At 72.3% G+C, this 24,620-nt stretch carries 25 protein-coding genes; 9 read left to right on the top strand and 16 right to left on the bottom strand.

Features of this window, described 5'->3' with window-relative positions; translation table 11 throughout:
- Positions 1-80 precede the first annotated feature (80 nt).
- The 4 genes from PV682_RS12670 to PV682_RS12655 are packed head-to-tail and all read left to right on the top strand — an operon-like array spanning position 81 to position 3,260.
- Positions 81-497: a nuclear transport factor 2 family protein gene (locus PV682_RS12670; RefSeq protein ID WP_319728694.1), complete on the top strand. Its 417-nt coding sequence runs from the start codon at positions 81-83 to the stop codon at positions 495-497.
- Positions 494-1,588 (top strand): acyl-CoA dehydrogenase family protein, encoded by a 1,095-nt coding sequence (locus tag PV682_RS12665; protein ID WP_319728687.1) that lies wholly within the window; start codon positions 494-496, stop codon positions 1,586-1,588. The genes PV682_RS12670 and PV682_RS12665 overlap by 4 nt, the downstream gene beginning before the upstream one ends.
- Positions 1,589-1,594: 6 nt before the next feature.
- Complete coding sequence (locus PV682_RS12660) at positions 1,595-2,452, top strand: acyl-CoA dehydrogenase family protein (RefSeq protein WP_319728682.1); 858 nt, start codon at positions 1,595-1,597, stop codon at positions 2,450-2,452.
- Positions 2,453-2,462: 10 nt separating this feature from the next.
- Entirely contained in the window at positions 2,463-3,260 is a 798-nt protein-coding gene (locus PV682_RS12655) for an acyl-CoA thioesterase (protein WP_319728673.1), read from the top strand.
- Here PV682_RS12655 and PV682_RS12650 read toward each other — a convergent pair.
- From PV682_RS12650 to PV682_RS12640, 3 genes are all read right to left on the bottom strand, one after another.
- Complete coding sequence (locus PV682_RS12650; RefSeq protein ID WP_319728666.1) at positions 3,143-3,736, bottom strand: type III PLP-dependent enzyme domain-containing protein; 594 nt, start codon at positions 3,734-3,736, stop codon at positions 3,143-3,145. The genes PV682_RS12655 and PV682_RS12650 overlap by 118 nt on opposite strands.
- Before the next feature lie 98 nt (positions 3,737-3,834).
- Entirely contained in the window at positions 3,835-4,980 is a 1,146-nt protein-coding gene (locus PV682_RS12645; RefSeq protein WP_319728654.1) for a thiolase family protein, read from the bottom strand.
- Entirely contained in the window at positions 4,973-6,406 is a 1,434-nt protein-coding gene (locus PV682_RS12640) for a class I adenylate-forming enzyme family protein (protein WP_319728645.1), read from the bottom strand. The genes PV682_RS12645 and PV682_RS12640 overlap by 8 nt, the downstream gene beginning before the upstream one ends.
- Positions 6,407-6,459: 53 nt before the next feature.
- Between PV682_RS12640 and PV682_RS12635 the strand changes: the two genes are divergently transcribed.
- On the top strand, positions 6,460-7,227 hold the full coding sequence (locus tag PV682_RS12635) for an SDR family oxidoreductase (protein ID WP_319728642.1): 768 nt from the start codon (positions 6,460-6,462) through the stop codon (positions 7,225-7,227).
- A gap of 40 nt (positions 7,228-7,267) precedes the next feature.
- Here the strand turns inward: PV682_RS12635 and PV682_RS12630 are convergent, their stop codons facing one another.
- The 4 genes from PV682_RS12630 to PV682_RS12615 all read right to left on the bottom strand — a co-directional run bounded on the left by PV682_RS12630 (position 7,268) and on the right by PV682_RS12615 (position 11,194).
- The gene (locus PV682_RS12630; protein WP_319728636.1) at positions 7,268-8,332 is read right to left on the bottom strand and encodes a phosphotransferase family protein; all 1,065 of its coding nucleotides are present in this window, start codon (positions 8,330-8,332) and stop codon (positions 7,268-7,270) included.
- The gene (locus tag PV682_RS12625) at positions 8,329-9,654 is read right to left on the bottom strand and encodes an acyl-CoA dehydrogenase family protein (RefSeq protein WP_319728627.1); all 1,326 of its coding nucleotides are present in this window, start codon (positions 9,652-9,654) and stop codon (positions 8,329-8,331) included. Before PV682_RS12625 ends, PV682_RS12630 begins: the two co-directional genes overlap by 4 nt.
- A 71-nt stretch (positions 9,655-9,725) precedes the next feature.
- Complete coding sequence (locus PV682_RS12620; RefSeq protein WP_319728601.1) at positions 9,726-10,382, bottom strand: TetR/AcrR family transcriptional regulator; 657 nt, start codon at positions 10,380-10,382, stop codon at positions 9,726-9,728.
- Positions 10,383-10,432: 50 nt separating this feature from the next.
- Positions 10,433-11,194: an SDR family NAD(P)-dependent oxidoreductase gene (locus PV682_RS12615; protein WP_319728591.1), complete on the bottom strand. Its 762-nt coding sequence runs from the start codon at positions 11,192-11,194 to the stop codon at positions 10,433-10,435.
- Between the two features lie 169 nt (positions 11,195-11,363).
- Between PV682_RS12615 and PV682_RS12610 the strand changes: the two genes are divergently transcribed.
- Positions 11,364-12,131 carry an SDR family NAD(P)-dependent oxidoreductase gene (locus tag PV682_RS12610; RefSeq protein WP_319728580.1) on the top strand — a complete coding sequence of 256 codons (768 nt, stop codon included), beginning with the start codon at positions 11,364-11,366 and terminating at the stop codon, positions 12,129-12,131.
- Between the two features lie 25 nt (positions 12,132-12,156).
- On the opposite strand, the gene PV682_RS12605 is transcribed toward PV682_RS12610, so the two are convergent.
- From PV682_RS12605 to PV682_RS12575, 7 genes are read right to left on the bottom strand one after another with little or no spacing between them, the layout of a single operon-like run.
- On the bottom strand, positions 12,157-13,194 hold the full coding sequence (locus PV682_RS12605) for a CaiB/BaiF CoA transferase family protein (RefSeq protein WP_319728576.1): 1,038 nt from the start codon (positions 13,192-13,194) through the stop codon (positions 12,157-12,159).
- On the bottom strand, positions 13,191-14,147 hold the full coding sequence (locus PV682_RS12600) for a TIGR03564 family F420-dependent LLM class oxidoreductase (RefSeq protein WP_319728570.1): 957 nt from the start codon (positions 14,145-14,147) through the stop codon (positions 13,191-13,193). Before PV682_RS12600 ends, PV682_RS12605 begins: the two co-directional genes overlap by 4 nt.
- Position 14,148: 1 nt before the next feature.
- Positions 14,149-14,556 (bottom strand): cobalamin B12-binding domain-containing protein, encoded by a 408-nt coding sequence (locus PV682_RS12595; protein WP_319728561.1) that lies wholly within the window; start codon positions 14,554-14,556, stop codon positions 14,149-14,151.
- Positions 14,556-16,133 carry a methylmalonyl-CoA mutase family protein gene (locus tag PV682_RS12590; RefSeq protein WP_319728555.1) on the bottom strand — a complete coding sequence of 526 codons (1,578 nt, stop codon included), beginning with the start codon at positions 16,131-16,133 and terminating at the stop codon, positions 14,556-14,558. Before PV682_RS12590 ends, PV682_RS12595 begins: the two co-directional genes overlap by 1 nt.
- Positions 16,130-17,563, bottom strand: coding sequence for a FadD3 family acyl-CoA ligase (locus tag PV682_RS12585; protein WP_319728543.1), 1,434 nt, complete (start codon positions 17,561-17,563; stop codon positions 16,130-16,132). Before PV682_RS12585 ends, PV682_RS12590 begins: the two co-directional genes overlap by 4 nt.
- Positions 17,560-18,738, bottom strand: a complete 1,179-nt coding sequence (locus tag PV682_RS12580; RefSeq protein WP_319728534.1) for an amidohydrolase family protein — start codon at positions 18,736-18,738, stop codon at positions 17,560-17,562. The genes PV682_RS12585 and PV682_RS12580 overlap by 4 nt, the downstream gene beginning before the upstream one ends.
- Before the next feature lie 11 nt (positions 18,739-18,749).
- Positions 18,750-20,336 (bottom strand): AMP-binding protein, encoded by a 1,587-nt coding sequence (locus PV682_RS12575; protein ID WP_319728530.1) that lies wholly within the window; start codon positions 20,334-20,336, stop codon positions 18,750-18,752.
- A gap of 64 nt (positions 20,337-20,400) precedes the next feature.
- On the opposite strand from PV682_RS12575, the gene PV682_RS12570 reads away from it, so the two are divergent.
- Genes PV682_RS12570 through PV682_RS12560 form a run of 3 tightly spaced genes read left to right on the top strand, consistent with a single transcriptional unit; the run spans position 20,401 to position 22,891 of the window.
- Entirely contained in the window at positions 20,401-21,405 is a 1,005-nt protein-coding gene (locus tag PV682_RS12570) for a ferredoxin--NADP reductase (protein ID WP_319728526.1), read from the top strand.
- 42 nt (positions 21,406-21,447) lie between these two features.
- Positions 21,448-22,167, top strand: a complete 720-nt coding sequence (locus tag PV682_RS12565; RefSeq protein ID WP_319728522.1) for an enoyl-CoA hydratase/isomerase family protein — start codon at positions 21,448-21,450, stop codon at positions 22,165-22,167.
- Complete coding sequence (locus tag PV682_RS12560) at positions 22,157-22,891, top strand: alpha/beta hydrolase fold domain-containing protein (protein ID WP_319728514.1); 735 nt, start codon at positions 22,157-22,159, stop codon at positions 22,889-22,891. The genes PV682_RS12565 and PV682_RS12560 overlap by 11 nt, the downstream gene beginning before the upstream one ends.
- 81 nt (positions 22,892-22,972) lie before the next feature.
- Here the strand turns inward: PV682_RS12560 and PV682_RS12555 are convergent, their stop codons facing one another.
- Together PV682_RS12555 and PV682_RS12550 are read right to left on the bottom strand one after the other, a co-directional pair.
- Complete coding sequence (locus PV682_RS12555) at positions 22,973-24,256, bottom strand: metal-dependent hydrolase family protein (protein ID WP_319728505.1); 1,284 nt, start codon at positions 24,254-24,256, stop codon at positions 22,973-22,975.
- Positions 24,256-24,585, bottom strand: coding sequence for a hypothetical protein (locus tag PV682_RS12550; protein WP_319728497.1), 330 nt, complete (start codon positions 24,583-24,585; stop codon positions 24,256-24,258). Before PV682_RS12550 ends, PV682_RS12555 begins: the two co-directional genes overlap by 1 nt.
- Positions 24,586-24,620 lie beyond the last annotated feature (35 nt).

The raw sequence follows: 24,620 nt of genomic DNA, 5'->3' as shown, positions 1-24,620 counted from the left end.
TTCTCCCTATTGGAGAAGCAACCATCCGGAGCAATACTCCTCTGGTGAGAATGACATTCTCGTACGAGAGGACGAGGCCCTTGAGCGTCACCGACGACCTGGTGGAGATCGAACAGCTCCTCGCCCGTTACGCGGTCGCCATGACCCGCGGTGACGTGGACCGGGTACTCGCCGTGTTCGCCCCGGACGGCAGCTACAGCGCCTTCGGCGACACCTATCCGCTCGACAAGTTCCCGGCGCTCGTCCGCGCCGCCCCGAAAGGGCTGTTCCTTGTGGGCACGCCGGTGATCGAGCTGGACGGCGAGACGGCCGCCGGCACCCAGCCGCTGTGCTTCGTCGAGCACTCCACGCACGAGATGCGCATCGGCTACTACAACGACACCTACGTCCGCACCCCGGACGGCTGGCGGCTGCGCACCCGCGCCATGACCTTCATCCGCCGCAGCGGCGCCCACGACTCGGGCCGCCCGCACGCCTTCGAGCGCACCCGCTCGTGAGGATCGAGGAGTTCCGCCGGGCGCTGGGCACCTGGCTGGACCGCCACGACCTCTCCCCCGGTACGGACCGCTCCCTGGACGCCCAGGTCGCCCAACTCGACCGCGTCCGGCGGGAACTGTGGGCGGCGGACTGGATGCGGCACGGATGGCCGGAGGCGGTCGGCGGACTCGGCGGCCCGAGCATGCTGCGAGCGGTACTGGGCGAGGAGGTCGCCTCGCGGGACCTCGCCGAGCCCGGCCTGTGGTCGATGGCCGAGGTGCTGGTCCCCACGCTGACCGACTACGCGCCGCCCGCGCTCGCCGCCGAGATGGTGCCCCGGCTGCTCGGCGGCGACGAGCAGTGGTGCCAGGGCTTCTCCGAGCCCGGCTCGGGCAGCGATCTGGCGTCCCTGTCCACACGTGCGGTCCCGCGGGGGGACGACTGGGTGGTGACGGGACAGAAGGTGTGGACCAGCCTCGCCCAGTACGCGGCCCGCTGCGTCCTGCTCGCCCGGACGGGAGGGCCGGGGCACGGCGGCATCAGCGCCTTCTTCGTCGACATGGACTCCCCCGGCATCACCGTACGGCCGCTGCGCACGATGCACGGCGTCGACGAGTTCGCCGAGGTGTTCTTCGACGACGTACGGGTCCCCGCCGGGCGGCTGCTGGGCTCGCCCGGCGACGGCTGGCGCCTCGCGATGGACCTGTTGCCGCACGAGCGGTCCACCTGCTTCTGGCACCGCGTGGCCCACCTCTACAGCCGCCTCGACCGGCTCCTCGCCGACGGCTGCGAGCCGGACGAGGACGCGCTGGGTGCCGTCTGGCTGGACCTGCACAGCGTGCGCTGCCGCTCGGCCGCCACCCAACGGGCCCTGGCTGACGGCGGGCGGCTGGGCCCGGAGACCTCCGTGGACAAGATCCTGCTGGCAGGCGCCGAGCAGCGGCTCTTCGACACGGCGCGGGACCTGCTGCCGGGATCGGTGGAGCTGGCGCAGGACGAGAAATGGCGCACCGAGTACCTCTACTCGCGGGCCGCGACCATCTACGGCGGCACCGCCGAGATCCAACGCAACATCGTCGCCCGGCGTCTGCTGGACCTCGGGAAGGAGTGAGACACGGTGGAGGCCGCCGAACGCGCACTGCTGGAAGATGCCCTGCGCAAGACCCTGACGACGAGCGGGCCGGGAGCCGCACCGGACGCCGCCCTGGCCGAACTGGGCTGGGCGGAGATGCTGGCGGAGGAACCGGGTACCACGATCCCGCTGGTGTTCCGGCTGCTCGGGGAGACCGGCTCCCAGGCCCCGGTCCTCAACGACGTCGTCCTGCTGGCGGCGGGCCGCCCGCTCGGGGGGACGCCGCCGCTGCCGTACGCGGGCGGGGCCTGGGTGCGGTGGGCCCGGGGGGACGGTGCGCCGGCCGGTCCGCTGGATCCCGGGCTCCCGCTGCGCCCCGCCGGCCCCGGTACCCTTCCCCCACCTGCCATGGCGGCGGGCCGCCGGGCTCTGGGCTGGTGGCTGCTGGGCACCGGGCGGGCCATGCTGACGCTCGCCCGCGAACACGTGCTGGACCGCGAGCAGTTCGGCCGTCCCCTCGCCTCCTTCCAGGCACTGCGGCACCGACTGGCGGAGACGTTCGTGGCACTGGAGGCGGCGGAGGCGGTGCTGGTCGCGGCCGGGGCTCCGGCGGCGGACCGCCCCGCCGGGGAGGACACCGAAGCGCTGGACGACGCCGACGCCCCGGACCACACCGGTGCGCTGCTCGCCAAAGCCGCCGCCGGCCGGGCCGCGCTCACCGCGGCCCGCCACTGCCAGCAGGCACTCGGCGGTATCGGCTTCACCGCCGAGCACGCCCTGCACCGACACGTCAGACGTGCCCTGGTGCTCGACGGGCTGCTCGGCTCCACCCGTGAACTGACCCGCGAGGCCGGCCGGTTGCTGCTGCGTGAAACGCGCGCCCCTCGCCTCGTCGACCTGTGAGGGGCGCCCCGTGACCGACCTGTGGAACGACCTGCTCAGCTGTCTCGACCTCGCGCCCTGCGGGCCGGGCGCCTGGGAGGGGCGCTCGCAACGATCGGAGTACCGGCGGCTGTTCGGCGGACAGCTGCTCGCCCAGTTCGCAGCCGCGGCACAGCTCGCCGCGCCGGGCAAGGGGCTGAAGTCGCTGCATACGCAGTTCCTGAGGGAAGGACGCACGGGTGAGCCGGTGCGTTACGAGACCGAGGTGCCGCAGCAGGGGCGGACCTTCGCGACCGTACGGCTGACAGCCCGCCAGGAGCGGGGAGTCGTCGCGGTGGCGAACGCGAGCCTGCACGTGTGGGAGGAGGGGCCCGACCGGCAGACGGCCGACCCCGTGCCGGCGCTTCCCGGACCCGAACGCGCCGTCGAGCTGGGTCTGCTGCCCTGGGAGTCGAGGGCGGCGGCCGACCTCGACACCGCGAAGTCGGAGCCGCCCGAGTACGAGCTGTGGACCCTCGTCCCGGACGCACCCCAGCCCCTCGCCCCCGCCCTGCTCGCCTACACCACCGACCTCACGCCCATCGGCACGGCGCTGCGTCCCGTGGAGGGCGTGACGCAGGCGGACTCGGGCCGTGCGTTCGCCTCGGCCGTCACCGCACACACCGTGTGGTTCCACCGGCCGTTCACCACCGGGGACTGGCTGCTGCTGCGTCAGCACAGCCCGCTCGCCGCGCACGGGCGGTGCTTCGGCCGCGGGGACGTCCTGACAGCGGACGGCACGCTGCTCGCGTCGTACGCGCAGGAGGCGTTGTTGCGGTTCACCGCGTGAAGAGTGGCGAACGCCGTGGCGATCGGGCGTCCCCCGGAGGTCTTGGTGTACTCGACGTAGGCGGCGGTGAAGCCGTTCCTGGAGAGCAGGGAGTGACCGGACTCGGTGACGATCCGGTATGCGCCCGTGCACAGGGCAGGTGCGTGATCGCGCAGGTGGGACACATAGGTATCGAGCGGGCAGCCCTGTGATCCGACGTGCGCATGCACCCAGGTCAGCCAGGGATGCTCCTGGTAGGCCCGGACCAGGCGCCGCATGTTGCGGTCGTCCTCCAGTGCGATGCCGAACCTGGAGGTCGCGGTCGCGGTGCTGCTCGCGGCGATGGAGCCGGCGCCGGCCTGGGAGTTGATCCGGACCCCGACCTGAGAGGCCGACGAACCCCGCGAGCAGCGCGTCGTCGGCCACCGCGTCGGCCAATCCGCCCGCAGCACGCCCACCAACTGCGCCCAGGCGCCCCATGCCGTGAGGAGCCGCATACAGCTCAAGGACCCCGGCCCCCACCACCGACAGCAGAGCGGCCAACCGTAGGTCACGGTCGATTCCAGCCCACTGATCGTGTGACGCTCGGCTGCCGTCAGGACCCCGGCACCTCCAGGACCAGCGCCGACCCCATCCCCCCGCCCGCGCACATCGACGCGACGCCCACTCCCCCGCCCCGGCGACGCAGTTCGTGGACGAGCGTGACGACCATCCTGGTGCCCGTGGCGGCGACGGGGTGGCCCAGTGAGCAGCCGCTGCCGTTGACGTTGACGGTGTCCGGGTCGAGGCCGAGGCGGCGGACCGCGGCGAGTGGCACCGAGGCGAACGCCTCGTTGATCTCGAACAGGTCCACGTCGGACAGCGTCATGCCCACCCGCCCGAGCGCCTTGGGGATGGCGTGTACGGGAGTCAGGCCGGTCTCGGCCGGATCCCTGGCCACGGAAGCCCAGGAGCGCACCCTGGCCAGGGTGGGCAGTCCGAGGTCCTCCCGCGCGAGGCGCTCTTCGGCCACCGCCACGGCCGCCGCCGCGTCGTTGGCGCCGCAGGCGTTGCCCGCCGTGATCGAGAAGCCCTCGATCTCGGGGTGGATCGGCTTGAGCGCGGCGAGCTTCTCGGCGCTGGTGTCACGCCGCGGGTGCTCGTCGGCCTCGAAGGGGCCGTGCGGGGTGTCCACCGGCACGGTCTCGTCCTTGAAACGGCCTTCGTCCAGCGCCCGGACGGCGTTGCGGTGCGAGCGCAGCGCCCACGCGTCCATCTCCTCGCGGGTGAGCCCCTCCCGTACGGCGGTGTTCCAGCCGACCGTGATCGACATGTCGAGGTTGGGGGCGTCCGGGCGGTCGGGGTGGGAGGGCGGCACCCAGCGCTCACCGCCCAGGAAGGACAGCTTGGGCGCGGTGGAGGCGGAGTTGACGCCACCGGCGAGCACCAGCCGGTCCATGCCGGCCCGGACGGATGCCGCCGCGGTCGAGACGGCGGCGAGTCCGGCCGCGCAGTGCCGGTTCAGGGCGAGCCCCGGCACCTGCGGCAGACCCGCTGTCACAGCCGCGTGGCGGGCCACGACCCCGCCGCCGTAGTGCGACTCGGCGAGGATCAGGTCGTCCACGAGGTCCGGGTCCAGTCCTTCGGCCACCGCCGCGACGACGAGGTCCGCCAGGTCGTAGGCGGACGTGTCGCGCAGCCGCCCCTTGAAGGCGGTGCCGATCGGGGTGCGCAGGGCGGCGACGAGTACGGCTTCAGGCATCGGTGGCCTCTTCCAGTTCGGCGACCAGGGTGCGGCGCAGCAGCTTCCCGGTGGGCGTGCGGGGCAGTTCGGGACGGAAGACGACCGTGTCCGGCGTCTTGGAGGACCGCAGGCGCTCTTTCGCGAAGGACCGGATCTCGTCCGGATCGCCGGCCCCGACCAGCACCGCGACCAGGCGCTGGCCCCACTCCGGGTCGGGCAGCCCCAGCACGGCGGCCTCCCGCACGCCCGGGTACTGGAGCAGGACGTCCTCGATCTCGGCGGGGGCGATGTTCTCCCCGCCCCGGATGATGGTGTCGTCGGCGCGGCCCTCGATGAAGAGGTAGCCGTCCTCGTCCAGCCGGCCCCGGTCCCGGGTGGCGAACCAGCCGTCCGTGTCGCTGCCGCTCGCGCCCGCGTACTCGCCGGAGATCTGCTCCCCGCGTACGAAGACGAGTCCCGTCTCGCCCGGTCCGAGGGGCTTTCCTTCCTCGTCCCGGATCTCGGCCTCGACGCCCGGCAGCGGACGGCCCACGGAGCCGAGGCGGGCCCGTACCGCCGGGTCGTCGGAAGCGACCGCCCGCCGGTGGTCGTCGGGCCCCAGCACGCAGACCGACGAGGCAGTCTCCGTCAGCCCGTAGGCATTGACGAAACCGGTCCGCGGGAACTGGCGCAGCGCCCGCTCCACCACCGGGCGGGGGCAGCGCGCTCCGCCGTAGGCGAGGCTGCGCAGGGTCGGCACACCGGCCTGCGCGTCCCCCAGCTCCGCCGTGATCCTGGCGAGCATGGTGGGGACGACCATGGCGTGGGTGGCGCCCTCGCGGCGCACCGTGGCGAGCCAGTCGGTGGGGCCGAAGGCGGGCTGGTAGACGACGCGACGGCCGGCGTACAGGTTCGTCAGCAGGTTCATCAGGCCGGCCACGTGGTAGGGCGGGAGGGCCACCAGGCTCGCGTCGGACACCTCCGCCGAGCCGAAGTCCTGGGTGTTGAACACGTAGGCGAGCAGGTGGCGGTGGCGCAGCAGGGCCGCCTTGGGGGCCGCGGTGGTACCGCTGGTGTAGAGGACGACGGCGGTGGCGTCGCGGTCCTCGGGGACGGGCCGTCGCTCGGCCTCGCCCCGCGGTGGGATCAGCAGCGCGTCGAGCTCGGCCGGGTGCAGCACCTCGGCTCCAGGATGCCGGAGGACCAGGGAATCCAACTGCTCTTCGCCGAGGCGGTAGTTGAGGGGGACGAAGGGGATACCGGCCAGCGCGGCGCCGAACAGGGCGACGGGGTGGGCGAGGTGGTTCGGCCCCAGGTAAAGGACCGCGGTGCGGTCACGGAAGCGGTCGGCCGCGTGCTGCGCGAGGTGATGGAGCTCGGCCGCGGAGAGCGAGCGACCGCCCTCCGTGACGGCCGGCCGGTCCCCCGCGGAGGCGGCCATTTCCAGGATCACGGCTATATTCATGAGAATGTCATTCTCATACACTCAGAGCTCGACTTGCAAGAGAGGGGAATGATGTGCGGATCGAGGATTCGGCGGCCCTGGTGGTCGGAGGCGCGGGCGGCCTCGGGGAGGCCACGGTACGGCGACTGCGCGCGGCGGGCGCCCGGGTGGTGATCGCCGACCTCGCCGACGGCAGGGGCAAGGCCCTGGCCGAGGAGCTCGGTGCGCGATATGTCCGCACCGACGCCACGGACGAGGACTCGGTGGCGAGCGCGGTGGCGGCGGCCGAACAGGCGGGCGAGTTCAGGATCGCCGTCGACTGTCATGGCGGTCCGGCGAGCGGCGGCCGGCTCGTCGGCAAAGACGGCTCACCCCTGGATCTCGCCGGCTTCCGCACCACCGTCGACATCTACCTGACCGGCGTCTTCAACGTCATGCGCATGGCCGCGGCGGCACTGGCACGCACCACCCCCCACGACGAGGACGGCGGGCGCGGTGTGATCGTCACGACGTCGTCCATCGCCGCGTACGAAGGCCAGATCGGCCAACTGCCGTACGCCGCCGCGAAAGGCGGGGTGAGTGCCATGACCCTGGTCGCCGCCCGCGACCTGTCGCCCCTTGGCGTCCGTGTGGTCTCCGTCGCCCCAGGCACGGTCCTCACTCCCGCGTACGGGACGGCAGCCGACCGTCTGGAGGCGTACTGGGGGCCCCAGGTGCCGCATCCGCGGCGCATGGGACGTCCGGAGGAGTACGCCGCCCTGGTCCAGCACCTGTGCGAGAACGACTACCTCAACGGAGAAGTGGTCCGACTGGACGGGGCGTTGAGGTTCCCACCGAAATAGCCTTCCACGAGGCGGTCTTGGCGCAGCAAAGGTTCAGGACTCAGGCGCGCTCCATCTCCTGGCGGGCCTTGGCCCACAGCCATCCCGCGTAGGCGTGCAGCCCGTCGCCCAGCTTGCGGTTCATCTTCCCGGCGAGGGCGCGAGCGTAGCTGCCCTCCAGGAGGGCGGCCAGGCGGAAGCAGGCCAGGACCTGGTACCAGCGGAAGGCGGAGACGTCCCGGCCGGTCGACTCGGCGTAGTGCGCGACGAGTTCGGCACGGCCGGGCATTCCGTCCCAGGGCTGGAACTGGGGGTCGCTGCCGGGCGGGTCGTCCTTCTCGCGCCAGGCGGTGAGGATCCACGCCAGGTCGAGGAGGGGGTCGCCGAGGGAGGCCATCTCCCAGTCGACGATGGCCGCGAGGCGCGGGGCGTCGTGGGCGAACATGACGTTGGCGAACTGAAGGTCACCGTGGACGATTCCGGTCGCGCCCTGCTTCGGGGTGTGCGCGGCGAGCCAGTCGGCGATCGGGTCCACCTGCGGGTTCTCGGTCTCGCGGTAGGCGGGCTCCGTGCGGTAGCCGTGCAGCATCTTCAGGTACTTGGGGGTCTGCCGCTCCAGCCAGCCCTCCGGCCTGCCGAGGTCGGCCAGGCCGTGCGCGGACGGGTCCACGGCGGCGAGGCGCGCGGCGCCGTCGACAAGGGCGAAGGCGACCGAGCGCCGCCACCCGGCGTCCTGCGCGTACCGGCCGGGCAGCTGTCCCCGGGGCATGAAGCCGTCGATCTTCTCCAGGACGGAGAAGGGGGCGCCCAGCACCGCATCGTCCTGCACGCTCGCGTACAGGCGCGGGTGGGGTACGTCGGTGCCGGCGAGGGACGTCAGGACGCGGCTCTCGCGCCGGAAGGCGTCGGACTCGCCGGACCGGAGGTGGCGGCCGGGGCGGCGCAGGACGAGTTCGGTGCCGTCGGCCCGGCGGAGGGTGAACAGGAGGTTCTGGGCGCCGCCGGTGAGGGTGTCGAGGGCGGTGGCGGGGCCGTCACCGGGGAGGTCGGCCAGGCCGGGCCAGGCGTTGAGGCGGTCGAGGTCGGGCGCGGTGTCGTCGGCGCCGCTTTCCTTCTGCGAGGTCACCGGATCACCGTCGTCCCGGTCAGGCGGTCCGCGTACTTGGCGCGGGCCGCGGCCATCCGGGTGGGCAGATGTTCCGAGCCGAACAGCAGGTCGTCCGCCGGGGCCGCTTCCTTCAGCAACAACCGGGCGACGACGTCCTGGTGTGCCTCGGTGGGGCCGTCGGCGACTCCGAGAGTGGGACCGGCCTGCCACATCCGGGCCAGTGGCAGCTCATTGGAGACGCCGAGCGCGCCGTGCAGGTGCAGGGCGCGGTAGGCGACGTCGACGAGGACCTTGGGCGTGGCGACCTTCACGCCGGAGACGTGAAGCCGGGCGCGGCGGGCGTCCGCCGGGTCGCCCGTGCCGTTCGCCCGGTCCATGTGCCAGGCGGCGTGCAGGACCTGGAGGCGGAACTGCTCGATCTGGATCCAGGTGTCGGCCAGTTGGTGGCGCACGGACTGCTGGTCGGCGAGCGGGCCGCCCCGGGTGCGGCGGGAGGCGATCCGCTCGGTCATCATCTCCAGGGCCCGCCGGCACTGGCCGACCGACCGCATGGCGTGGTGCAACCGGCCACCGCCGAGCCGGGTCTGCGCGATCAGGAAGCCGGAGCCGGGCTCGCCGAGCAGGTTCTCGGCCGGTACGCGGCAGCCGGTGAACCGCAGGTAGGCGTGGACGCCCTGGCCGAGCGGCTCGCCGGCCAGGCCCGTGCCGCGCACCATCTCCATGCCCGGGGTGCCGGCCGGGACCAGGATCATGGAGGCGCCTTTGTGCACGGGCACGTCCGGGTCGGTGATCACCATGGCGATGACGAAGGCGGCGTGGGGGTAGTTGGATGCGAACCACTTCTCGCCGTCGATCACCCACTGGTCGCCGTCACGGACCGCGCGGCAGGTGAAACCGCCCGGATCGGCGCCGCCGGTCGGCTCGGTCATCGCGAACGTCGAGACGATCCGTCCGTCGAGCAGCGGCTCCAGGTACTCCTTCCGCTGCTCCTCGGTGCCGTAGTGGGCGAGGATCTCCGCGTTGCCCGAGTCGGGGGCCTGGGTGCCGAACACCATCGGGGCCCAGCCCGAACGGCCCAGGATCTCGTTCAGCAGGCCGAGGTTGACCTGGCCCATGCCCATGCCGCCCAGCGACGGCGGCAGGTGGGCGGCCCACAGGCCCCGCTCCCGCACCCGCCGCTGAAGCGGCCGGACGACTTCACGGAAGACCTCGCTGTCCCGGTCGTACGGCTCGGCGTTTCCCGGGAACAGCACGTCGAGCGGCTCGATCTCCTCACGGACGAACGCCGCGGCCCAGTCCAGCTTCTCCTGGAACGCGGCATCGGTACTGAAGTCCCACATGACGCACCCACTCTCATCAGAATAGGATTCTGAATTTAGCAGAACACCATTCTCGCGTATAGCTATCGCACCTACCGGCGACGGGAGTCGGGGGCTCGCACGCCTGCGAGGAGGAAGCCGACCAGGTGCTCGGTCTCGGCGCGCCCGGGCGCCTCCTCGGTGAACAACCAGTACTGCAGGGCCGCGACGACACCGCCCGCCGCGGTACGGGCGGCACGCATCGGATCGCCCGCTCCCAGCTCGGCCGCGGGCTGCGCGAACAGCGCGGCGAGGGCGTCCACGAGGGCGACGGTGACGTGCGCCGCGCGGGGCGTATGCCCGGTGGCGTTGGACAGGACGGCCCGGGTCTGCCGGGCCAGATCCTCGTCGGAGGCCTGCCGCAGCACCGCCTCGATCCCGGCGCGCAGCCGGGCCTCCGGTCCGTCATCGGCCGCCCGCGCCATCCGGTGCCGCACGTAACCGACGACGGTGCGCGCACCGCGCTCGACGATGGCCTCGACCAGGGCGTCCTTGCTCGCGAAGAAACGGTAGAAGGCGTCGTTGGACAGGCCGGCCGCGGCCACGATGTCGGCCACACGCGGGCGCCGCCCGCGGGCCGCCACCATGAGCGCGAGCCCGGCATCCAGCAGAGCCAGGGCCTCGCCACCGGCGGCTTCTCCCGGCTCCGGGGTCCGGCCGCCGGACGCAGCCGGTCGAGCCGGCACGGAAGGCTCGGTCTCGGCTGTCATCGGCGCTCACCGTCCTCGAAGTGGGGAATCCGGGCCGCGTTCCGGGCGCGTCAGCGAAGGACGGTCCCGCCGTCCACGTTCACGACCTGCCCGTTGATCCACTCGCCTTCGTCGGAGAGCAGGTAGGACACCATGCCGGCGATGTCCTCGGCCCGGCCGTGACGCGTGCTGCGGGTCCGGGCGAGCATGCTCCGCAGCATCTCCGGGGGCGCACCCCGTTCGATGTCGGCGGTCAGGACGAGTCCCGGCGCGACCGCGTTGGCCCGGATGCCGTCCTTGCCCCAGCGCGACGCCACATGGCGGGTGAGCGCGTTGATGCCCGCCTTGGTCGCGGCGTACGCCGGCCGCTTGGCATCACCCGTGAACGAGGCGATGGAGGAGGTGTAGACGATCGCCCCACCGCCGCGGGCGAGGAGCGCGGGCACGGTGTGCCGGGAGACCAGCATGTGACCGCGCAGGTTGACCGCGACGGTGCGGTCCCAGATGGCGAGGTCCATGTCGACGATGTCGGTGTCCTTCTGGACCGCGCCCATGTCCCCGGCGTTGACGTGTACGGCGTCCAGACCGCCGTAGGTTCGCAGCGTGGCCGCGACCAGGTGCCCGACCGAGGCGTCGTCGGAGATGTCGAACTCCACCGCGAACGCCTCGCTGCCCTCGGCACGGATGGCGCCGGCGGTCTCCTCGGCCCCGTCGGCGTTCAGATCGCCGACGACGACCCTGGCCCCCTCCCGCGCCAGCCTGCGCGCCGAGGCCGCGCCCAGTCCGGTGGCCGCACCCGCCACCAGAACGACCTTGTCCTTCAGACCTCGCACGATGTCCGCCTCCGCTCTCCTGGGCGGCCCGGCAGGCGAATGCCCGAGCCTCCGCGAACGCCCTTCACCACAACACGGAAATGCTGTTCTATGATTGAGAGAATACTAATCTCACAGCAGAGTGCGCCAGGAACAGGCGGCTTCGGCACTTCGAGAGGACGGGATGGGGATGGGGTACGCAGACGCGCTGTTCGACCTCACCGGCCGGGTGGTCCTCGTCACCGGCGGCAGCCGGGGGCTCGGACGGGCCATGGCGTTCGCGGCGGCGCGCTGTGGCGCCCACGTCGTCGTCGCCAGCCGGACGTACGACGCATGCGCCGCGGTGAGCGCGGAGATCGAGGAGGAGACAGGGCGTGCGGCACTGCCGTACGCCGTGCACGTGGGCCACTGGGACGAACTGCCCGGCCTGGTCGACGCGGCCCACGAGCGCTTCGGCAGGATCGACGCGCTGGTCAACAACGCGGGCATGTCCCCCGTGTACGACGACCTGGCCGAGGTCACGGAGAAGATGTTCGACTCGGTGCTGGGCCTCAACCTCAAGGGTCCCTTCCGCCTGTCCGTACTGGCCGGGAAACGCATGGCCGAAGCCGACGGCGGTGCGATCATCAACGTCAGCTCCACCGGTTCGATCCGGCCGCGCCCGGCGATCGTGCCGTACGCCGCCGCCAAGGCCGGGCTGAACGCGATGACCGTGGGCCTGGCGCAGGCGCTCGGGCCGACGGTGCGGGTCAACACGCTGATGTGCGGCCCGTTCGCCACGTGGGCCACCCGGGGCTGGCAGGAGAACCCCGAGCAGCTCGCCGAGGGGGTGCGCCCGCACGCGCTGCAACGTGTCGGCGCCCCCGACGAGGTGGTGGGCGCCGCCCTGTACCTGATGTCGGACGCCTCGTCGTACACCAGCGGGGCGACGCTGCGGGTGGACGGCGGGATGCCGTAGCGGCCCCTGTGAGCCCGGGCGGCTTCTAAGCCGTGCCGTCGTGCTCCCCGAGGCGCGGCGGCGAGCCGTATGCCGGCTGGTGCCCGGCGATCCGGAACGGGCTTGCGACCAGGCGGTGTTCGCCGGCCCGCACGACCGCGTCGGGAAACTCGACGAGTGCCTGGGGCAGCGTACGTACGGCGGCGGCGGGAACGCCCAGCGGGCGCAGCCGGCGTTCCCACTCCACCGCCGAGTCGGCGGCGAGCGCCTTCGTCACCGCGGCGATGACCTCGTCGCGGCGGGCCGCGCGCTCGGCCATCGTCGGGTAGCCCTCGATGCCGGCCTCGGCAGCGAAGGCCCGCCAGAAGCCGTCGTGGGTGATGAAGAGGGCCAGGTGTCCCTCGGCGGTGGGGAAGAGCTGGGCGGGAACGTAGTGGGCGTGGGCGCCTCCGAGGCGGCGCGGGGCCTTGCCGTCGTTGAGCCAGGCCGCGGCGTGGTAGTTCAGCTGCGAGAGCATCACGTCGCGCAGCGACACCTCGATCTGGCCGCCGCGTCCGGAGACGATCTGTGCCAGCAGGCCCAGCGCGGCTGCCATTCCGGCCGAGTTGTCGACCGAGGAGTAGCCAGGCAGCGCAGGCGGTCCGGCCGGGTCGCCCGTCATGGCCGCGATGCCGGTGGCCGCCTGGACGACGTAGTCGAAGGCGGGCAGGTCGCCCGCGTCCATGCCCCAGCCGGTGAGGGCCACGCACACCAGCCGCTCGTTGTAGGGCTTCAGGGCCTCGTAGGTCAGGCCGAAGCGCTCGATGGCGGACGGTTTGAGGTTGACCAGCAGGGCGTCGGCCTCGCGTACCAGCCCGTGCAGGCGGTCCTGGCCGGCGGGGGCGCTCAGGTCCACGCGGACCGAGCGCTTGTTCCGGTTGAGGCTGGCGAAATAGGCGTCGGAGACCTGCCGGGACAGGTCGCCGCCGGGCGGCTCCACCTTGGTGACCCGGGCGCCGAGGTCGGCGAGCAGCATGGTGGCGTACGGGCCGGCCAGGATGTGGCCGACCTCCAGCACGCGCAGGCCGGTCAGCGGGCCGTTCACCGCAGGTCCGCCGCTATCGCGGCCACCGCGTCACGGGTGCGCAGTTTCGAGGCGACCAGTTCGTCACGCCCGTCGCCCAGGGGCAGCAGCCGCACCGACAGATCCGTCACCCCCGCGTCCGCGAACCGCCTGAAGCGGGCCCTGATGGCCGCCTCGTCGCCGGCCGCGCACAGATCGCCGACGTCGCGGGCGTCGCCGTACTCCAGCAGACGCTGGTAGTTGGGGGACACCTCGGCCTCGCCGAGGATCCGGTTGGCGCGCTCGCGCGCGGCGTCGGCCTCGTGCGGTGCGCACAGGCACACCGGGATGCCCGCGACGATGCGGGGCGCGGGGCGCCCCGCCGACTCGGCCGCCTTGGTGATCGTCGGCGCGACGTGCTCGGCGACCGACCGCTCGTCGGCCATCCACAGCACGGTGCCGTCCGTGTACTCCCCCGCGATGCGCAGCATCACCGGGCCCAGCGCTGCCATCAGGACCGGCAGGGGGGCGAGCGGGGCGAGGGTGAGCGGATTGTGGACGCGGAACACGTCGTTCTCGACGTCCACCGAACCGTCCCCGGACAGCGCCGCGTCGAGCACCTCCAGGTAGGCGCGGGTGTACGCCGCGGGCTTCTCGTACGGCAGGCCCAGCATGTCGCGGACGATCCAGTGGTGGGAGGCGCCGACGCCGAGTGTGAGCCGGCCCTCCGCAACCGCCTGGACGGACATGGCCTGGCGGGCCAGGGCGATCGGGTGCTGGGCATGGACGGGGACGACGGCCGTGCCCAGTTCGATGCGCTCGGTGGCCTGGCCCATGAGGGCGATGGCGGTCAGGGCGTCGAAGTCGGCCGGCACCTGTGGCACCCACACGGTGTCGAACCCGGCCTCCTCGGCCCACCGGGCGTCAGCGGCCATCCGGGCCGCCTTGTGCGCGGCGTCGCCCCGTTCGGGGCCGCTCATCACTCCGACTCGCATGTCAGTCCTCCGGGGCTGTCAGAGCGCGGATGTCCGCGACGATCGCGTCGAGGGGGGTGCCCGTGGGGTACACCCCGGCGGCCCCGGCCTCCCGCAGCCGCGCCACGTCCGAGGCCGGGATGGTGCCGCCGACCACGACGGGGATGTCGTCACCGCCGGCGGCGCGCAGCGCGTCGACCGTGCGGCGGGTGAGGGTGAGGTGGGCGCCCGAGAGGATGGACAGGCCGACCAGGGCGACGTCTTCCTGGACGGCGGTGGCGGCGATGTCGTCGACGCGGTGCCGGATGCCGGTGAACACCACCTCGAATCCGGCGTCCCGCAGCCCGCGGGCGACCAGCTTGGCTCCCCGGTCGTGGCCATCGAGACCGGGCTTGGCGACGAGTACGCGTACGGGTACGGTCGCGGTCATCAGAACACCACCGGCTGGCGGAACTCGCCCCACACTGCGCGCAGGGCGTCGGCCATCTCGCCGACCGTGCAGTAGGCGCCCGCGCAGGCGACGAGCGGGTCCATCAGGTTGGTGTCTCCTTCGGCGGCGCGCCGCAGGTCGTCGAGGCGGGCGCGTACCTCGGCGGCGCTGCGCTCGGACTTGACCCGCGCGAGCCGTTTGAGCTGGCGTTCGCGCCCCTCGGCGTCGAGTTCGTAGGTGGCGAGGTCGGGCGCGGGCTCGTCCACCGTGAACCGGTTGACGCCGACGACCGGCCGCTCTCCGGAGGCGGTCTCCTGGTGCAGCCGCCACGCCTCGTCGGCGATGAGCCCCTGGAGGTAGCCGTCCTCGATACACCGCACCATGCCGCCGTGCGCCTCCAGGTCGGCCATGATCGCGACGATCCGCTCCTCGGTGGCGTCGGTGAGAGCCTCCACGAAGTATGAACCGCCCAGCGGGTCGGCGACTTTGGTCACGCCCGTCTCGTGGGCCAGCACCTGCTGGGTGCGCAAGGCGAGCGTCGTGGACTCCTCGCTCGGCAGGGCGAACGGCTCGTCCCAGGCCGCGGTGAACATCGACTGCACGCCGCCGAGCACCGAGGCGAGCGCCTCGTAGGCGACACGCACGGTGTTGTTGCGGGCCTGCGGGGCGTAGAGGGAGGCCCCGCCGGCCACGACGCCGAAGCGGAACATGCACGCCTTGTCGGTGGTCGCGCCGAACCGCTCGCGCACGATGGTCGCCCAACGCCTGCGCCCCGCACGGTACTTGGCGACCTCCTCGAAGAAATCACCATGCGTGTAGAAGAAGAAGGAGATCTGCGGGGCGAACTGGTCGATGGTCATCCGGCCGCGTTCGAGCACCGTCTCGCAGTAGGTGACCCCGTCGGCGAGAGTGAACGCCATCTCCTGTACGGCGTTGGCGCCCGCGTCCCGGAAATGCGCCCCCGCGACGGAGATCGCGTTGAAGCGGGGCACCTGCGCGGCGCAGAACTCGATCGTGTCCGCGATGAGCCTCAGCGAGGGTTCGGGGGGCCAGATCCAGGTGCCGCGGGAGGCGTACTCCTTGAGGATGTCGTTCTGGATGGTGCCGGTGAGCTTCGCCCGGGGGATGCCGCGCTTCTCGGCGGCGGCGACGTAGAACGCGAGCAGGATGGCCGCGGTGCCGTTGATGGTGAAGCTGGTGCTGATCCGGTCCAGCGGAAGGGTGTCGAAGAGGATCTCGGCGTCGGCGAGGGTGTCCAGCGCGACCCCGACCCGGCCGACCTCGTCGGCGTACTCCGGGTCGTCGGAGTCGTAACCGCACTGGGTGGGCAGGTCGAGCGCCACCGACAGGCCCGTGCCGCCCTGGTCGAGGAGGTAGCGGTAGCGGCGGTTGGACTCCTCGGCTGTGCCGAAACCGGAGTACTGGCGCAGGGTCCAGGTGCGGCCCCGGTAGCCGGTGGGGTAGTTGCCGCGGGTGAAGGGGAACGTTCCCGGGCCGGGGGGCTCGGCACGGAGGTCCGTGGGCCCGTACACCGGGTTGAGGGGGATGCCGGAGGCAGTGCGGAATTCCTGGGTCATGACAGCTGGTCCTTCATCACCTTTCCGGTGGCGTTCAGCGGTAGCCGGGTGCGGAATTCGACGTGGCGGGGCACCTTGAAGCCGGCCATCCGCTCACGCGCCCAGGCGATCAGCTCGGCCTCCGTGATCCCGGTGCGCGGGACCACGAAGGCCTTGCCGACCTGCCCCAGCCGCTCGTCGGGCACGCCGATGACGGCGGCCTGGGCGACGGCCGGGTGTCTCAGCAGGAAGCCCTCGATCTCGGCGGGGTAGGCGTTGAAGCCGCCGACGACGAACATGTCCTTCTTGCGGCCGACGATCCGCAGCCGGCCCTCGGCGTCCAGTGCGCCGAGGTCGCCGGTGTGCAGCCAGCCGTCGGAGTCGACGGCCTCGGCGGTGGCCTCGGGGTCGTCGAGGTAGCCGCGCATGACGGCGTAGCCGCGCACGAGCACCTCCTGGTCCTCGGCGACGCGCACCTCGAAGCCTTCGCACGGTCTGCCCACGGTGGTGGCGACGGCCTCGTAGGGGTCGCCGGGGCGGGACGCGGTGACGGTGCCGGCCTCGGTGAGGCCGTAGCCGGTCATCAGGTGCGTGAACGGCAGCTCGGTGGTGATGCGCCGGACCAGTTCGACCGGGATGTCCGCCGCGCCGGTCACCGCGACCCGCAGCGAGGACAGGTCACGGTCCGCGCCGGCCTCCAGGAGGGAGTGGTACAGGGTCGGCGGTCCCGGCAGGACGGTCACCCGTTCCCTCTCCACGAGGTCCAGGACCCGGTCCACGTCGAAGACGGCGACCGGAAGGACGGTCGCGCCGCGGATCATGGACGCGACCAGGCCCGCCTTGTAGCCGAAGATGTGGAAGAAGGGGTTGACGATCAGGTACCGGTCGCCCTGCCGGAGCCGGGCGAGGTCGCACCACTCGGTGTACAGGCGCAACGTCTGGCCGTGCGTCGTCATCACGCCCTTGGGGCGTCCCGTCGTGCCGGAGGTGAAGACGATGTCCGCCAGGTCGTCCTCGTCGCTCTTGGGGTCCGTCGGGTCGCCGGAAGCGAGGAAGCCGGAGGTCTTCAGGTCGATGACCGGAACGCCGGGCGGGCCGGTGAACTGCCTGTCCAGGAAGCCGTTCTGGACGAGCAGCGCCTTGGCGCCGCTGCGTACGACGATGTCGTGGGCCTCCTCGTCGAGGAAGCGGGTGTTCACCGGCACCAGCACCCCGCCGGCCGTGAGCAGGCCGAACGCGGCGATGATCCACTCGGCCGAGTTGGGTGCCCACAGGGCCACCCGGTCACCCGGGCCGACGCCCGCGGAGGCGAACGCCCCGGCGGTGCGGCGGACCCGGTCGGCCAGGTCGCGGAAGGTGAGGCGCAGTTCGCCGTCCACGACGGCCTCGGCGTCGCCGAACCGGTCGGCCGTGCTCAGTACCAGTTCGGGGATGGTGCGGGCGGTGGTCATGCGTCGATCAGCCGGGCCAGGTTGCCGCCCATGACCTTCGCCTTGTCCTCCTCGGACAGCTTGGGAAGGTGGTCGACGTAGGTGACGGGGTCGGCGAGCCCCTCGGGGTGGGGGTAGTCGGAGCCGAACAGGACCCGCTCGATACCGATGAGGTTGCCGAGTTCGGCCATGTCCTCTTCCCAGAACGGGCTGATGTGGATGTGCCGCTTGAAGACGTCCACCGGGTTCTCCCGGAACTCGTGGGGCATCTTCTTGTGGACGTCCGCGAGCCGGCTGAGCAGCGGTTCCACCCACGAGGCGCCGTTCTCGATCACCGCGACCTTCAGCTCGGGGAAGCGGGACAGCGCGCCGTGGCAGATCAGTGAGGAGACGGCGTCCTCGATCGGCCGCCACTCGTTGACCTGCCGGAAGGCGTTGGGCTTGAAGGGCAGGAACTCGCGTCGCCGGCCCTCCCAGTCGTTGGCGTAGTTCGAGTAGCCGCTGTCGGAGGAGTGGAGGGCGACGAGTACGCCGGTCTCCACCACTCGCTTCCAGAACGGGTCGAACTCGGGCAGCGCGAAGGACCGGGTGCCGCCGAAGCCGGGGACCGGTGCGGGGCGGATGAGGATGGCGCGGGCGCCGCGCTCCACGACCCAGTTCAGCTCCTCGATCGCCTTGTCGACGATCGGGAGGGTGATGACGGGGACGGTGAAGATGCGGTCCTTGTAGGTGAAGCCCCAGGTGTCGTGCAACCACCGGTTGAGGGAGTGGACGACGACGTGGATCAGCTCCGGGTCGTCCTTCATCCGCTCCTCGACGAGGCTCGCCAGGGTGGGGAACATCAGGCTGCGCTGGATGCCGAGCTCGTCCATCAGCTGGAGGCGCGGCGCCGGTTCACGGAAGGCCGGGATGGACCGCATGGGCTCGCCGAAGATCTCCCGGCGGGTCTTGCCGTCGGGGTTGCCGACCCGGAAGTACTCCTCCATGGCGCCGGGGCGGGCGACGACTTCGAAGGTCGGGTTCGGAATGTACTCGCTGATCTGCCCGCGTATCGCGATCTTGGTGCGACCGCCGACGTTCACGTACTGGATGGCGCCCTGGTACTCCTCGGGGAGGTACTTGGTGAGCGCTTCCTGGGTCTCGTAGAGGTGGTTGTCCGCGTCGAAGAGCGGATACGCGAGTTCACGAGAGGGCATGAGATCCTCCTTCACCGTTTGCGAGAATCGTATTCTCGCATCGAGGGAGTGGCAATGTGCTTACGGAGGACGAACTTCTTCACCTTGCCGCTCGGGGTGCGCGGGAAGTCCTCGACTCCGTGCACGGCTTCGGGCCACTTCTGACGGGCCAGGCCCGCCCGACCGAAGTGCAGGCGCACCTCGGCGAGGCTCGGCGCCGGCCGGCCGGGCAGCATGCGCAGGACGGCGGCGGCCCGCTCCCCCAGGCGCGGGTCCGGCACGGCCACCACGGCCGCCTCCACCACACCCTCCAGCCCCAGCAGGACCTCCTCGACCTCCAGGGCGCTGATGTTCTCCCCGCCCCGGATGATGACGTCGGCCTTGCGGTCGGTGACGGTCAGCCAGCCGTCGGCGTCGAGCACGCCTATGTCGCCGGTGCGGTACCAGCCGTCGGCGTCGAAGGCGGCGGCGGTGAGCTCCGGGTCGGTGTAGCCGAGGCAGAGGTCGGGGCCGCGGGTGAGGATCTCACCGTCCTCGGCGAGCCGGACCTCCGCGCCGGGCAACGGGAGACCGTCGGTGTGCAGGCGCTTGGCGGCAGGACCGTCGTACGGGGTGCAGGTCACCGAAGGGTGCTCGGTGGAGCCGTAGGCGCGGAAGACGGTGATGCCGAGCGCCTCCAGCCGGGTCGTCACGGCGGAGGCGATGGACGCGCCGCCCAGTCCCGCGTACTTCAGGCGTGCGATGTGCTCCTCGGTGCAGTCGGGGTGGTCGAGGAGGCTGGTCATGTAATACGTCGCCCCGCCGCCGACAGTGAGCCCCTCGTCCTTCATGAGAGCGAGCGCCCGGGCCGGGTCCCAGGAGTCGCCGAGGTTGACCGGGCTGCCGTCGAGGACCGGGATGAGGAACGCGTTGATCATGCCGATGAAGTGGCCGACCGGCGCCACCGTGAACTGCCGTCCCCGGTCCGGGGGATAGCTCGCGGCCAGCTGCCGGGTTTCGTAACCGAGGGTGCGGTGGCTGTGGATGACGCCCTTGGGGTCGCGGGTGGTGCCGGAGGTGAAGGCGACGAGGGCAGGGGCATCCGGACCCACCGGCAGGACGCCGGCCAGCGGTTCGCCGGCGAGCAGCTCGTCGAAGTCCCGCCCGACGACGCCGACCACCGGCACCTCGGCGCACAGCTCCGGCCGGAACTCCGTCCGCCCGAAGCGCTCGGCGGCGAAGAACGCCTTCGGGCGGGTCGCCTCGACGATGTAGCGGACCTCCTTGGGTCCGTAGAAGTGGACCACCGGGACGACGACGGCACCGAGGAAGGCCGCGGCCCAGAACACGGCCGCCGCCTCCATCCAGTTGGGCAGCTGCATGACCAGCGCGTCACCCGGGCCGACGCCACGCGCCCGCAGGCCGGCGGCCAGCCGCCGCGCCGTACGCTCCACGTCGGCGAACGTGCCCCTCCAGGGCCGCACCTCGGAGTGCACGCGGAACTCCACGCCACCGGATTCGCCCAGCCCGCGCGTCAGCATCTCGCCCAGGGTCTCGCCGGTCCACCAGCCCTCGGACACGTAGCGCACCGCGAGCCCGGGCGGGATCGGCCGCAGAGCGCCGGGGGGAATCGTCGTCATGACAGCTACTCCTCCCTCGTTTGGAGAATTGCACTCTCCCATAGCGAGAAGGTAAGTTCCATACATGGCACGGGACCATGGCTTCCATCCGGTGCGGATCACCCGGGTCGTCGACGAGACACCGGACACCCGCACCTTCGCCCTCGACGCGCGCTTCCCCTACCGGGCCGGGCAGTTCCTGACCTTCAAGGTGTGCGGAACGCTGCGGAGCTACTCGATGTCGTCCTCACCCGACACGGACACGGAGGTGTGTGTCACGGTCAAGCGGGTGCCGGGCGGGCTGGCCTCCGGCTGGATGCACGAGCGGCTGAAGTCCGGTGACACGCTGGAGGCCACGCTGCCCGGCGGCTCGTTCTGCCTGCGGGAGGACTCCGCCGACCGGCCGCTCGTCGCGTACGCCGGGGGCAGCGGCATCACTCCGGTGTTCTCGCTGGTCAAGAGCGCGCTGGCGACGACAGGCCGTGACGTCGGACTGCTGACCGCGCATCAGAGCGCCGGGGCGGCCATCTTCCGCCAGGCGCTGGACGCCCTCGCGGCGCGCCACCCCGGCCGGCTCGACCTGCGCCACCATTTCGACGACCGGGACGGGCTGGTCGCCCCCGCGGAGATACGGGCCCTGGCCGACGAGGGGGCGGACTTCTACGTCTGCGGGCCGGAGCCGTTCATGACCCTCGTCGAGCAGACCCTGGCCGCCCACCGGATCGCCCCCGAGCGGATCCTGGTCGAGCGGTTCACCCCGGCGGCACCCGTGGACGCGGCCGAGGAGCCGCCCGCCGGAGCGCCGGAGCCCGTCGCCGGGACCGTCACCGTCGGCCTGCGCGGAGAGCGTCGTACCGTGCCGCAACGCCCCGGGGAGACTCTGTTGCAGAGCGCCCGCCGGGCCGGCTTCACGCCGCCGTTCTCCTGCGAGTCCGGGGACTGCGCCACCTGCATGGCCCGGCTGACCGACGGCGAGGCCAAGATGCGGGTGAACAACGCGCTGGACGCCGACGAGGTCGCCGAGGGCTATGTGCTCACCTGCCAGGCCGAGCCGACGACCCCCGACGTGACCGTGGTGTACGAGGACTGACACAGCACCATCCGCACCCGCCCGACGACCGGAAGGCCGCACATGGTTGAGCTGGAGCTGGAAGACGGCCTGGCGGTCGTCACCATCGACCGTCCGCACGCCCGCAACGCCATCGACCCGCACACCATGGGCGAGCTGGAGGAAGCCCTGGACGCGGCCGAGGGCGCGACGGCGCTGGCGGTGACCGGGGCGGGCGAGAGGGCGTTCGTCTCCGGCGGCGACCTGAAGGAACTGGCGCGGCTGCGCACCGAGGACGAGGCATCGGACATGGCGCTGCGGATGCGGGCGCTGTGCGACCGGATCGCCGGTTTTCCCGGTCCGGTGGTGGCCGCGCTCAACGGGCACGCGCTGGGCGGCGGAGCCGAGGTGGCGGTGGCGGCCGACATCCGCGTCGCCGCCGACGACGTCCGGATCGGCTTCACCCAGACGAAGCTGGCCATCGTCCCCGCCTGGGGCGGAGCCGAGCGGCTGGCGCGGCTGGTGGGGCGGGGTCAGGCCCTGCTGCTGGCGGGCACGGGGCGGGTACTGGAGGTGGCCGAGGCCGAACGGCTGGGGCTGGTGGATCTGGTCCTGCCCCGCGCGCGGTTCGCCGACGGCTGGCGGGAGGTGGCTCGCTCCCTGGCCACCCCGCAGGCGCGCGAGATCAAGAACCTCACCACCCGGACCCGGCCGGCGCGCGAGGCCGCCGCGGCCTTCGCCCGGCTGTGGGTGTCCGAGGAGCACTGGCAAGCGGCGGAGAAGGTGATGACCCGTGGCACGTGACGTACGCGTCGACGAGGGGCCGTTCGGCCCGGAGGTCCGCCCCGAGAGCGGAGCCGTGGCGCAGACGGTGCTGTACCTGCATGGCGATCCGCGGCTCGCGGGCACCCCGCAGGACGCACTGCCGACCGCGCGGGAACTGGCCCGGCTCACCGGGTACGCGGTCGTCTGCGCCCGCTACCGGCCTCGCTTCCCACAGGCCCTGGACGACGTGTGGAGGGCGTGGGAGCACTGCCACGCCGGCGGTCCGGCGGCAGTGGCGGGCAAGCGGCTCGGCGGGGCCCTCGGCGCCGGCCTGCTGCTGCGGCTGCGCGACGCGGGCGCGACACTGCCGACCTGCGCGGTGCTCTCCTCACCGGTACTGGACTTCACGCTCGACGCGCCCAGCCTGCTGCTCAACGCCGCCGCCGACCGCACCGTGGACGCGGAAGCTCTGCCGGTGCGGGCGGCCACGTACACGGGGACGACCCCGCGCGACCATCCGCTGCTCAGTCCGCTGCACGGCAATCTCCACGGCCTGCCGCCCATACAACTGCACGCGGCCGGCACGGAGGTGCTGCTCGACGACACGCTGTCGTTCGCGACCCGGGCGGCGCACTCCGGCGTCGCGGTGGACATGCGGATCCACGAGGACTCCGCCGCGCAGGGCCTACGGCAGCTGGAGGCGACGGCGCGGTTCCTGCGGGCCTGGTGCCCGGACGGGGCGGTCGTGCCGCGTCGCGGATGAACTCCGCGGCGCGGCCTTCGCGGGCCTCTCCGGGAGACCCCGGCAGCGCCGCGCGGCGCCGGCCCAGTGGTTTCGGTGGGGTCAGGAGACCGCTGTGCCGTCGTGGTACACCCGGCCGCCCTTCATCACGAAGCACACCTTCCCGGTGACGGACAGGTCGGTGAGCGGGTCGCCAGGCACGGCGACGACGTCGGCGAGCAGTCCTGGGGCGATGCGGCCCCGGTCGGCGGCGTCGATCAGCTCGGCGGCCACGGTCGTCGCAGCGCGCAGGGCGTCGATCGGCCGCATGCCCCGCTCGGCGAGGGCGAGGAGTTCCATGACGCCCTTGCCGTGGGGGATGGCGGGGGCGTCGGTGCCGAGGGCCACCTTGACCCCGCGCCGGATCGCGCGGGCGGTGGACTCGCGGGCGCGGGGGAAGACGTCGGCGGCCTTGGCCCGCAGCTCCGGCTCCGCGTGCGCGGTGTTCATGCCCTCGGTGAGGGAGGTGGTGGCCACCAGGAAGGTGCCGCGCTCGACCATCAGGTCGAGGGTGGCGTCGCTCGCGAGGAAGCCGTGCTCGATGCAGTCGATGCCGGCCTCGACGGCGGCCCGGATCGCCGAGTCGCCCATGCAGTGCGCCGCCACCTTCAGCCCCGCGCGGTGCGCCTCGTCGACGGCGGCGCGCAGCTCCTCGTCGGAGTACTGCTGCGCGCCGGCGGGGCCGGTGTGCGACATGACCCCGTTGGAGGCGCACACCTTGATGACCCGCGCGCCGTACTTGATCTGGTGGCGGACCGCCTTGCGCACCTCCGCCACGCCGTTGGCGATACCCTCCTCCACCGTGAGGGGCAGGACGCCCGGCGCGAATGCCTGGAACATGGTCGGATCCAGGTGCCCGCCGGTCGGGGCGATCGCGTGCCCGGCGGGCACCACCCGCGGACCGTCGACCCAGCCCAGGTCGATCGCCTTCTTCAGGGCGACGTCCAGCAGCACTCCCCCGGTCTGCACGAACAGGCCGAGGTTGCGCACGGTGGTGTAGCCGCGGCTCAGCGTGCGGCGGGCGTTGGCGACCGCGCGCAGGGTCCGCACGGCCGGGTCCTCCTGGACCGGGATCAGCGGACTGCGGTGGTCGGGGCCGCCGAGGAAGAGGTTGACCTCCATGTCCATCAGGCCCGGCAGCAGGGTGACGTCCCCGAGGTCACGGACCACCGTGCCCTCGGGCAGCCGGGTGGGCTGGATCCCGGCGATGTGCTCGCCCACCACGAGCACCTCGCCGGGCTCGGCGATCTCGCCCTTGTCGATGTCCAGCAGCCGCGCCGCCCGCAGCAGCACGGGAGGCTGTGGTGTCCTCTCCCGGGGAGCCTGTCCGAGTTCCTGTGCGGCCATCACACGGCGGGTTCGATGACGGCGTCGATGCTGGACGGGCCGCTGTCCGGGACCCTCGGCTGGCCCCACGCCTCCACCGGGAAGGCGACGGTCACGAGCGCGCAGAACGCCCACAGCAGGCGCTTGTCCTCTTCACTGATCGCGTCGAGGTGGAGGTTCTCCAGGTACTCGGTGTTCTGCTGGAGGAGTGGATACGCCACGTCGTAGAAGGCCTGAAGCTCCTCCATGGTGCTGCTGACGCGTTTGGCGTAGCGGGCCCGCTCGCCGCGGACCGCCCAGTCCGCGAAGGGTTCCAGCGCGGCGAAGCCGGGGGGAAAGACGTTGCCCATGTCAAGGTCTCCGTGTCTGTTCGGCGGGCGTCTTC

The sequence above is a fragment of the Streptomyces niveiscabiei genome, from assembly GCF_033794345.1.
Classification (GTDB): Bacteria; Actinomycetota; Actinomycetes; order Streptomycetales; family Streptomycetaceae; genus Streptomyces; species Streptomyces niveiscabiei.
The sequence above is the reverse complement of the archived record's forward strand: the minus strand, read 5'-3'. Positions and strand labels throughout refer to the sequence as shown.

Excerpts from the sequence above, each read along its gene's own strand:
- PV682_RS12650 (WP_319728666.1), bottom strand. The coding sequence starts at position 3,736 with ATGCGGCTCCTCACGGCATGGGGCGCCTGGGCGCAGTTGGTGGGCGTG.
- PV682_RS12645 (WP_319728654.1), bottom strand. The coding sequence starts at position 4,980 with ATGCCTGAAGCCGTACTCGTCGCCGCCCTGCGCACCCCGATCGGCACC.
- PV682_RS12640 (WP_319728645.1), bottom strand. The coding sequence starts at position 6,406 with ATGAATATAGCCGTGATCCTGGAAATGGCCGCCTCCGCGGGGGACCGG.
- PV682_RS12625 (WP_319728627.1), bottom strand. The coding sequence starts at position 9,654 with ATGTGGGACTTCAGTACCGATGCCGCGTTCCAGGAGAAGCTGGACTGG.
- PV682_RS12620 (WP_319728601.1), bottom strand. The coding sequence starts at position 10,382 with ATGACAGCCGAGACCGAGCCTTCCGTGCCGGCTCGACCGGCTGCGTCC.
- PV682_RS12610 (WP_319728580.1), top strand. The coding sequence starts at position 11,364 with ATGGGGTACGCAGACGCGCTGTTCGACCTCACCGGCCGGGTGGTCCTC.
- PV682_RS12600 (WP_319728570.1), bottom strand. The coding sequence starts at position 14,147 with ATGCGAGTCGGAGTGATGAGCGGCCCCGAACGGGGCGACGCCGCGCAC.
- PV682_RS12595 (WP_319728561.1), bottom strand. The coding sequence starts at position 14,556 with ATGACCGCGACCGTACCCGTACGCGTACTCGTCGCCAAGCCCGGTCTC.
- PV682_RS12590 (WP_319728555.1), bottom strand. The coding sequence starts at position 16,133 with ATGACCCAGGAATTCCGCACTGCCTCCGGCATCCCCCTCAACCCGGTG.
- PV682_RS12585 (WP_319728543.1), bottom strand. The coding sequence starts at position 17,563 with ATGACCACCGCCCGCACCATCCCCGAACTGGTACTGAGCACGGCCGAC.
- PV682_RS12580 (WP_319728534.1), bottom strand. The coding sequence starts at position 18,738 with ATGCCCTCTCGTGAACTCGCGTATCCGCTCTTCGACGCGGACAACCAC.
- PV682_RS12575 (WP_319728530.1), bottom strand. The coding sequence starts at position 20,336 with ATGACGACGATTCCCCCCGGCGCTCTGCGGCCGATCCCGCCCGGGCTC.
- PV682_RS12570 (WP_319728526.1), top strand. The coding sequence starts at position 20,401 with ATGGCACGGGACCATGGCTTCCATCCGGTGCGGATCACCCGGGTCGTC.
- PV682_RS12565 (WP_319728522.1), top strand. The coding sequence starts at position 21,448 with ATGGTTGAGCTGGAGCTGGAAGACGGCCTGGCGGTCGTCACCATCGAC.
- PV682_RS12555 (WP_319728505.1), bottom strand. The coding sequence starts at position 24,256 with ATGGCCGCACAGGAACTCGGACAGGCTCCCCGGGAGAGGACACCACAG.
- PV682_RS12550 (WP_319728497.1), bottom strand. The coding sequence starts at position 24,585 with ATGGGCAACGTCTTTCCCCCCGGCTTCGCCGCGCTGGAACCCTTCGCG.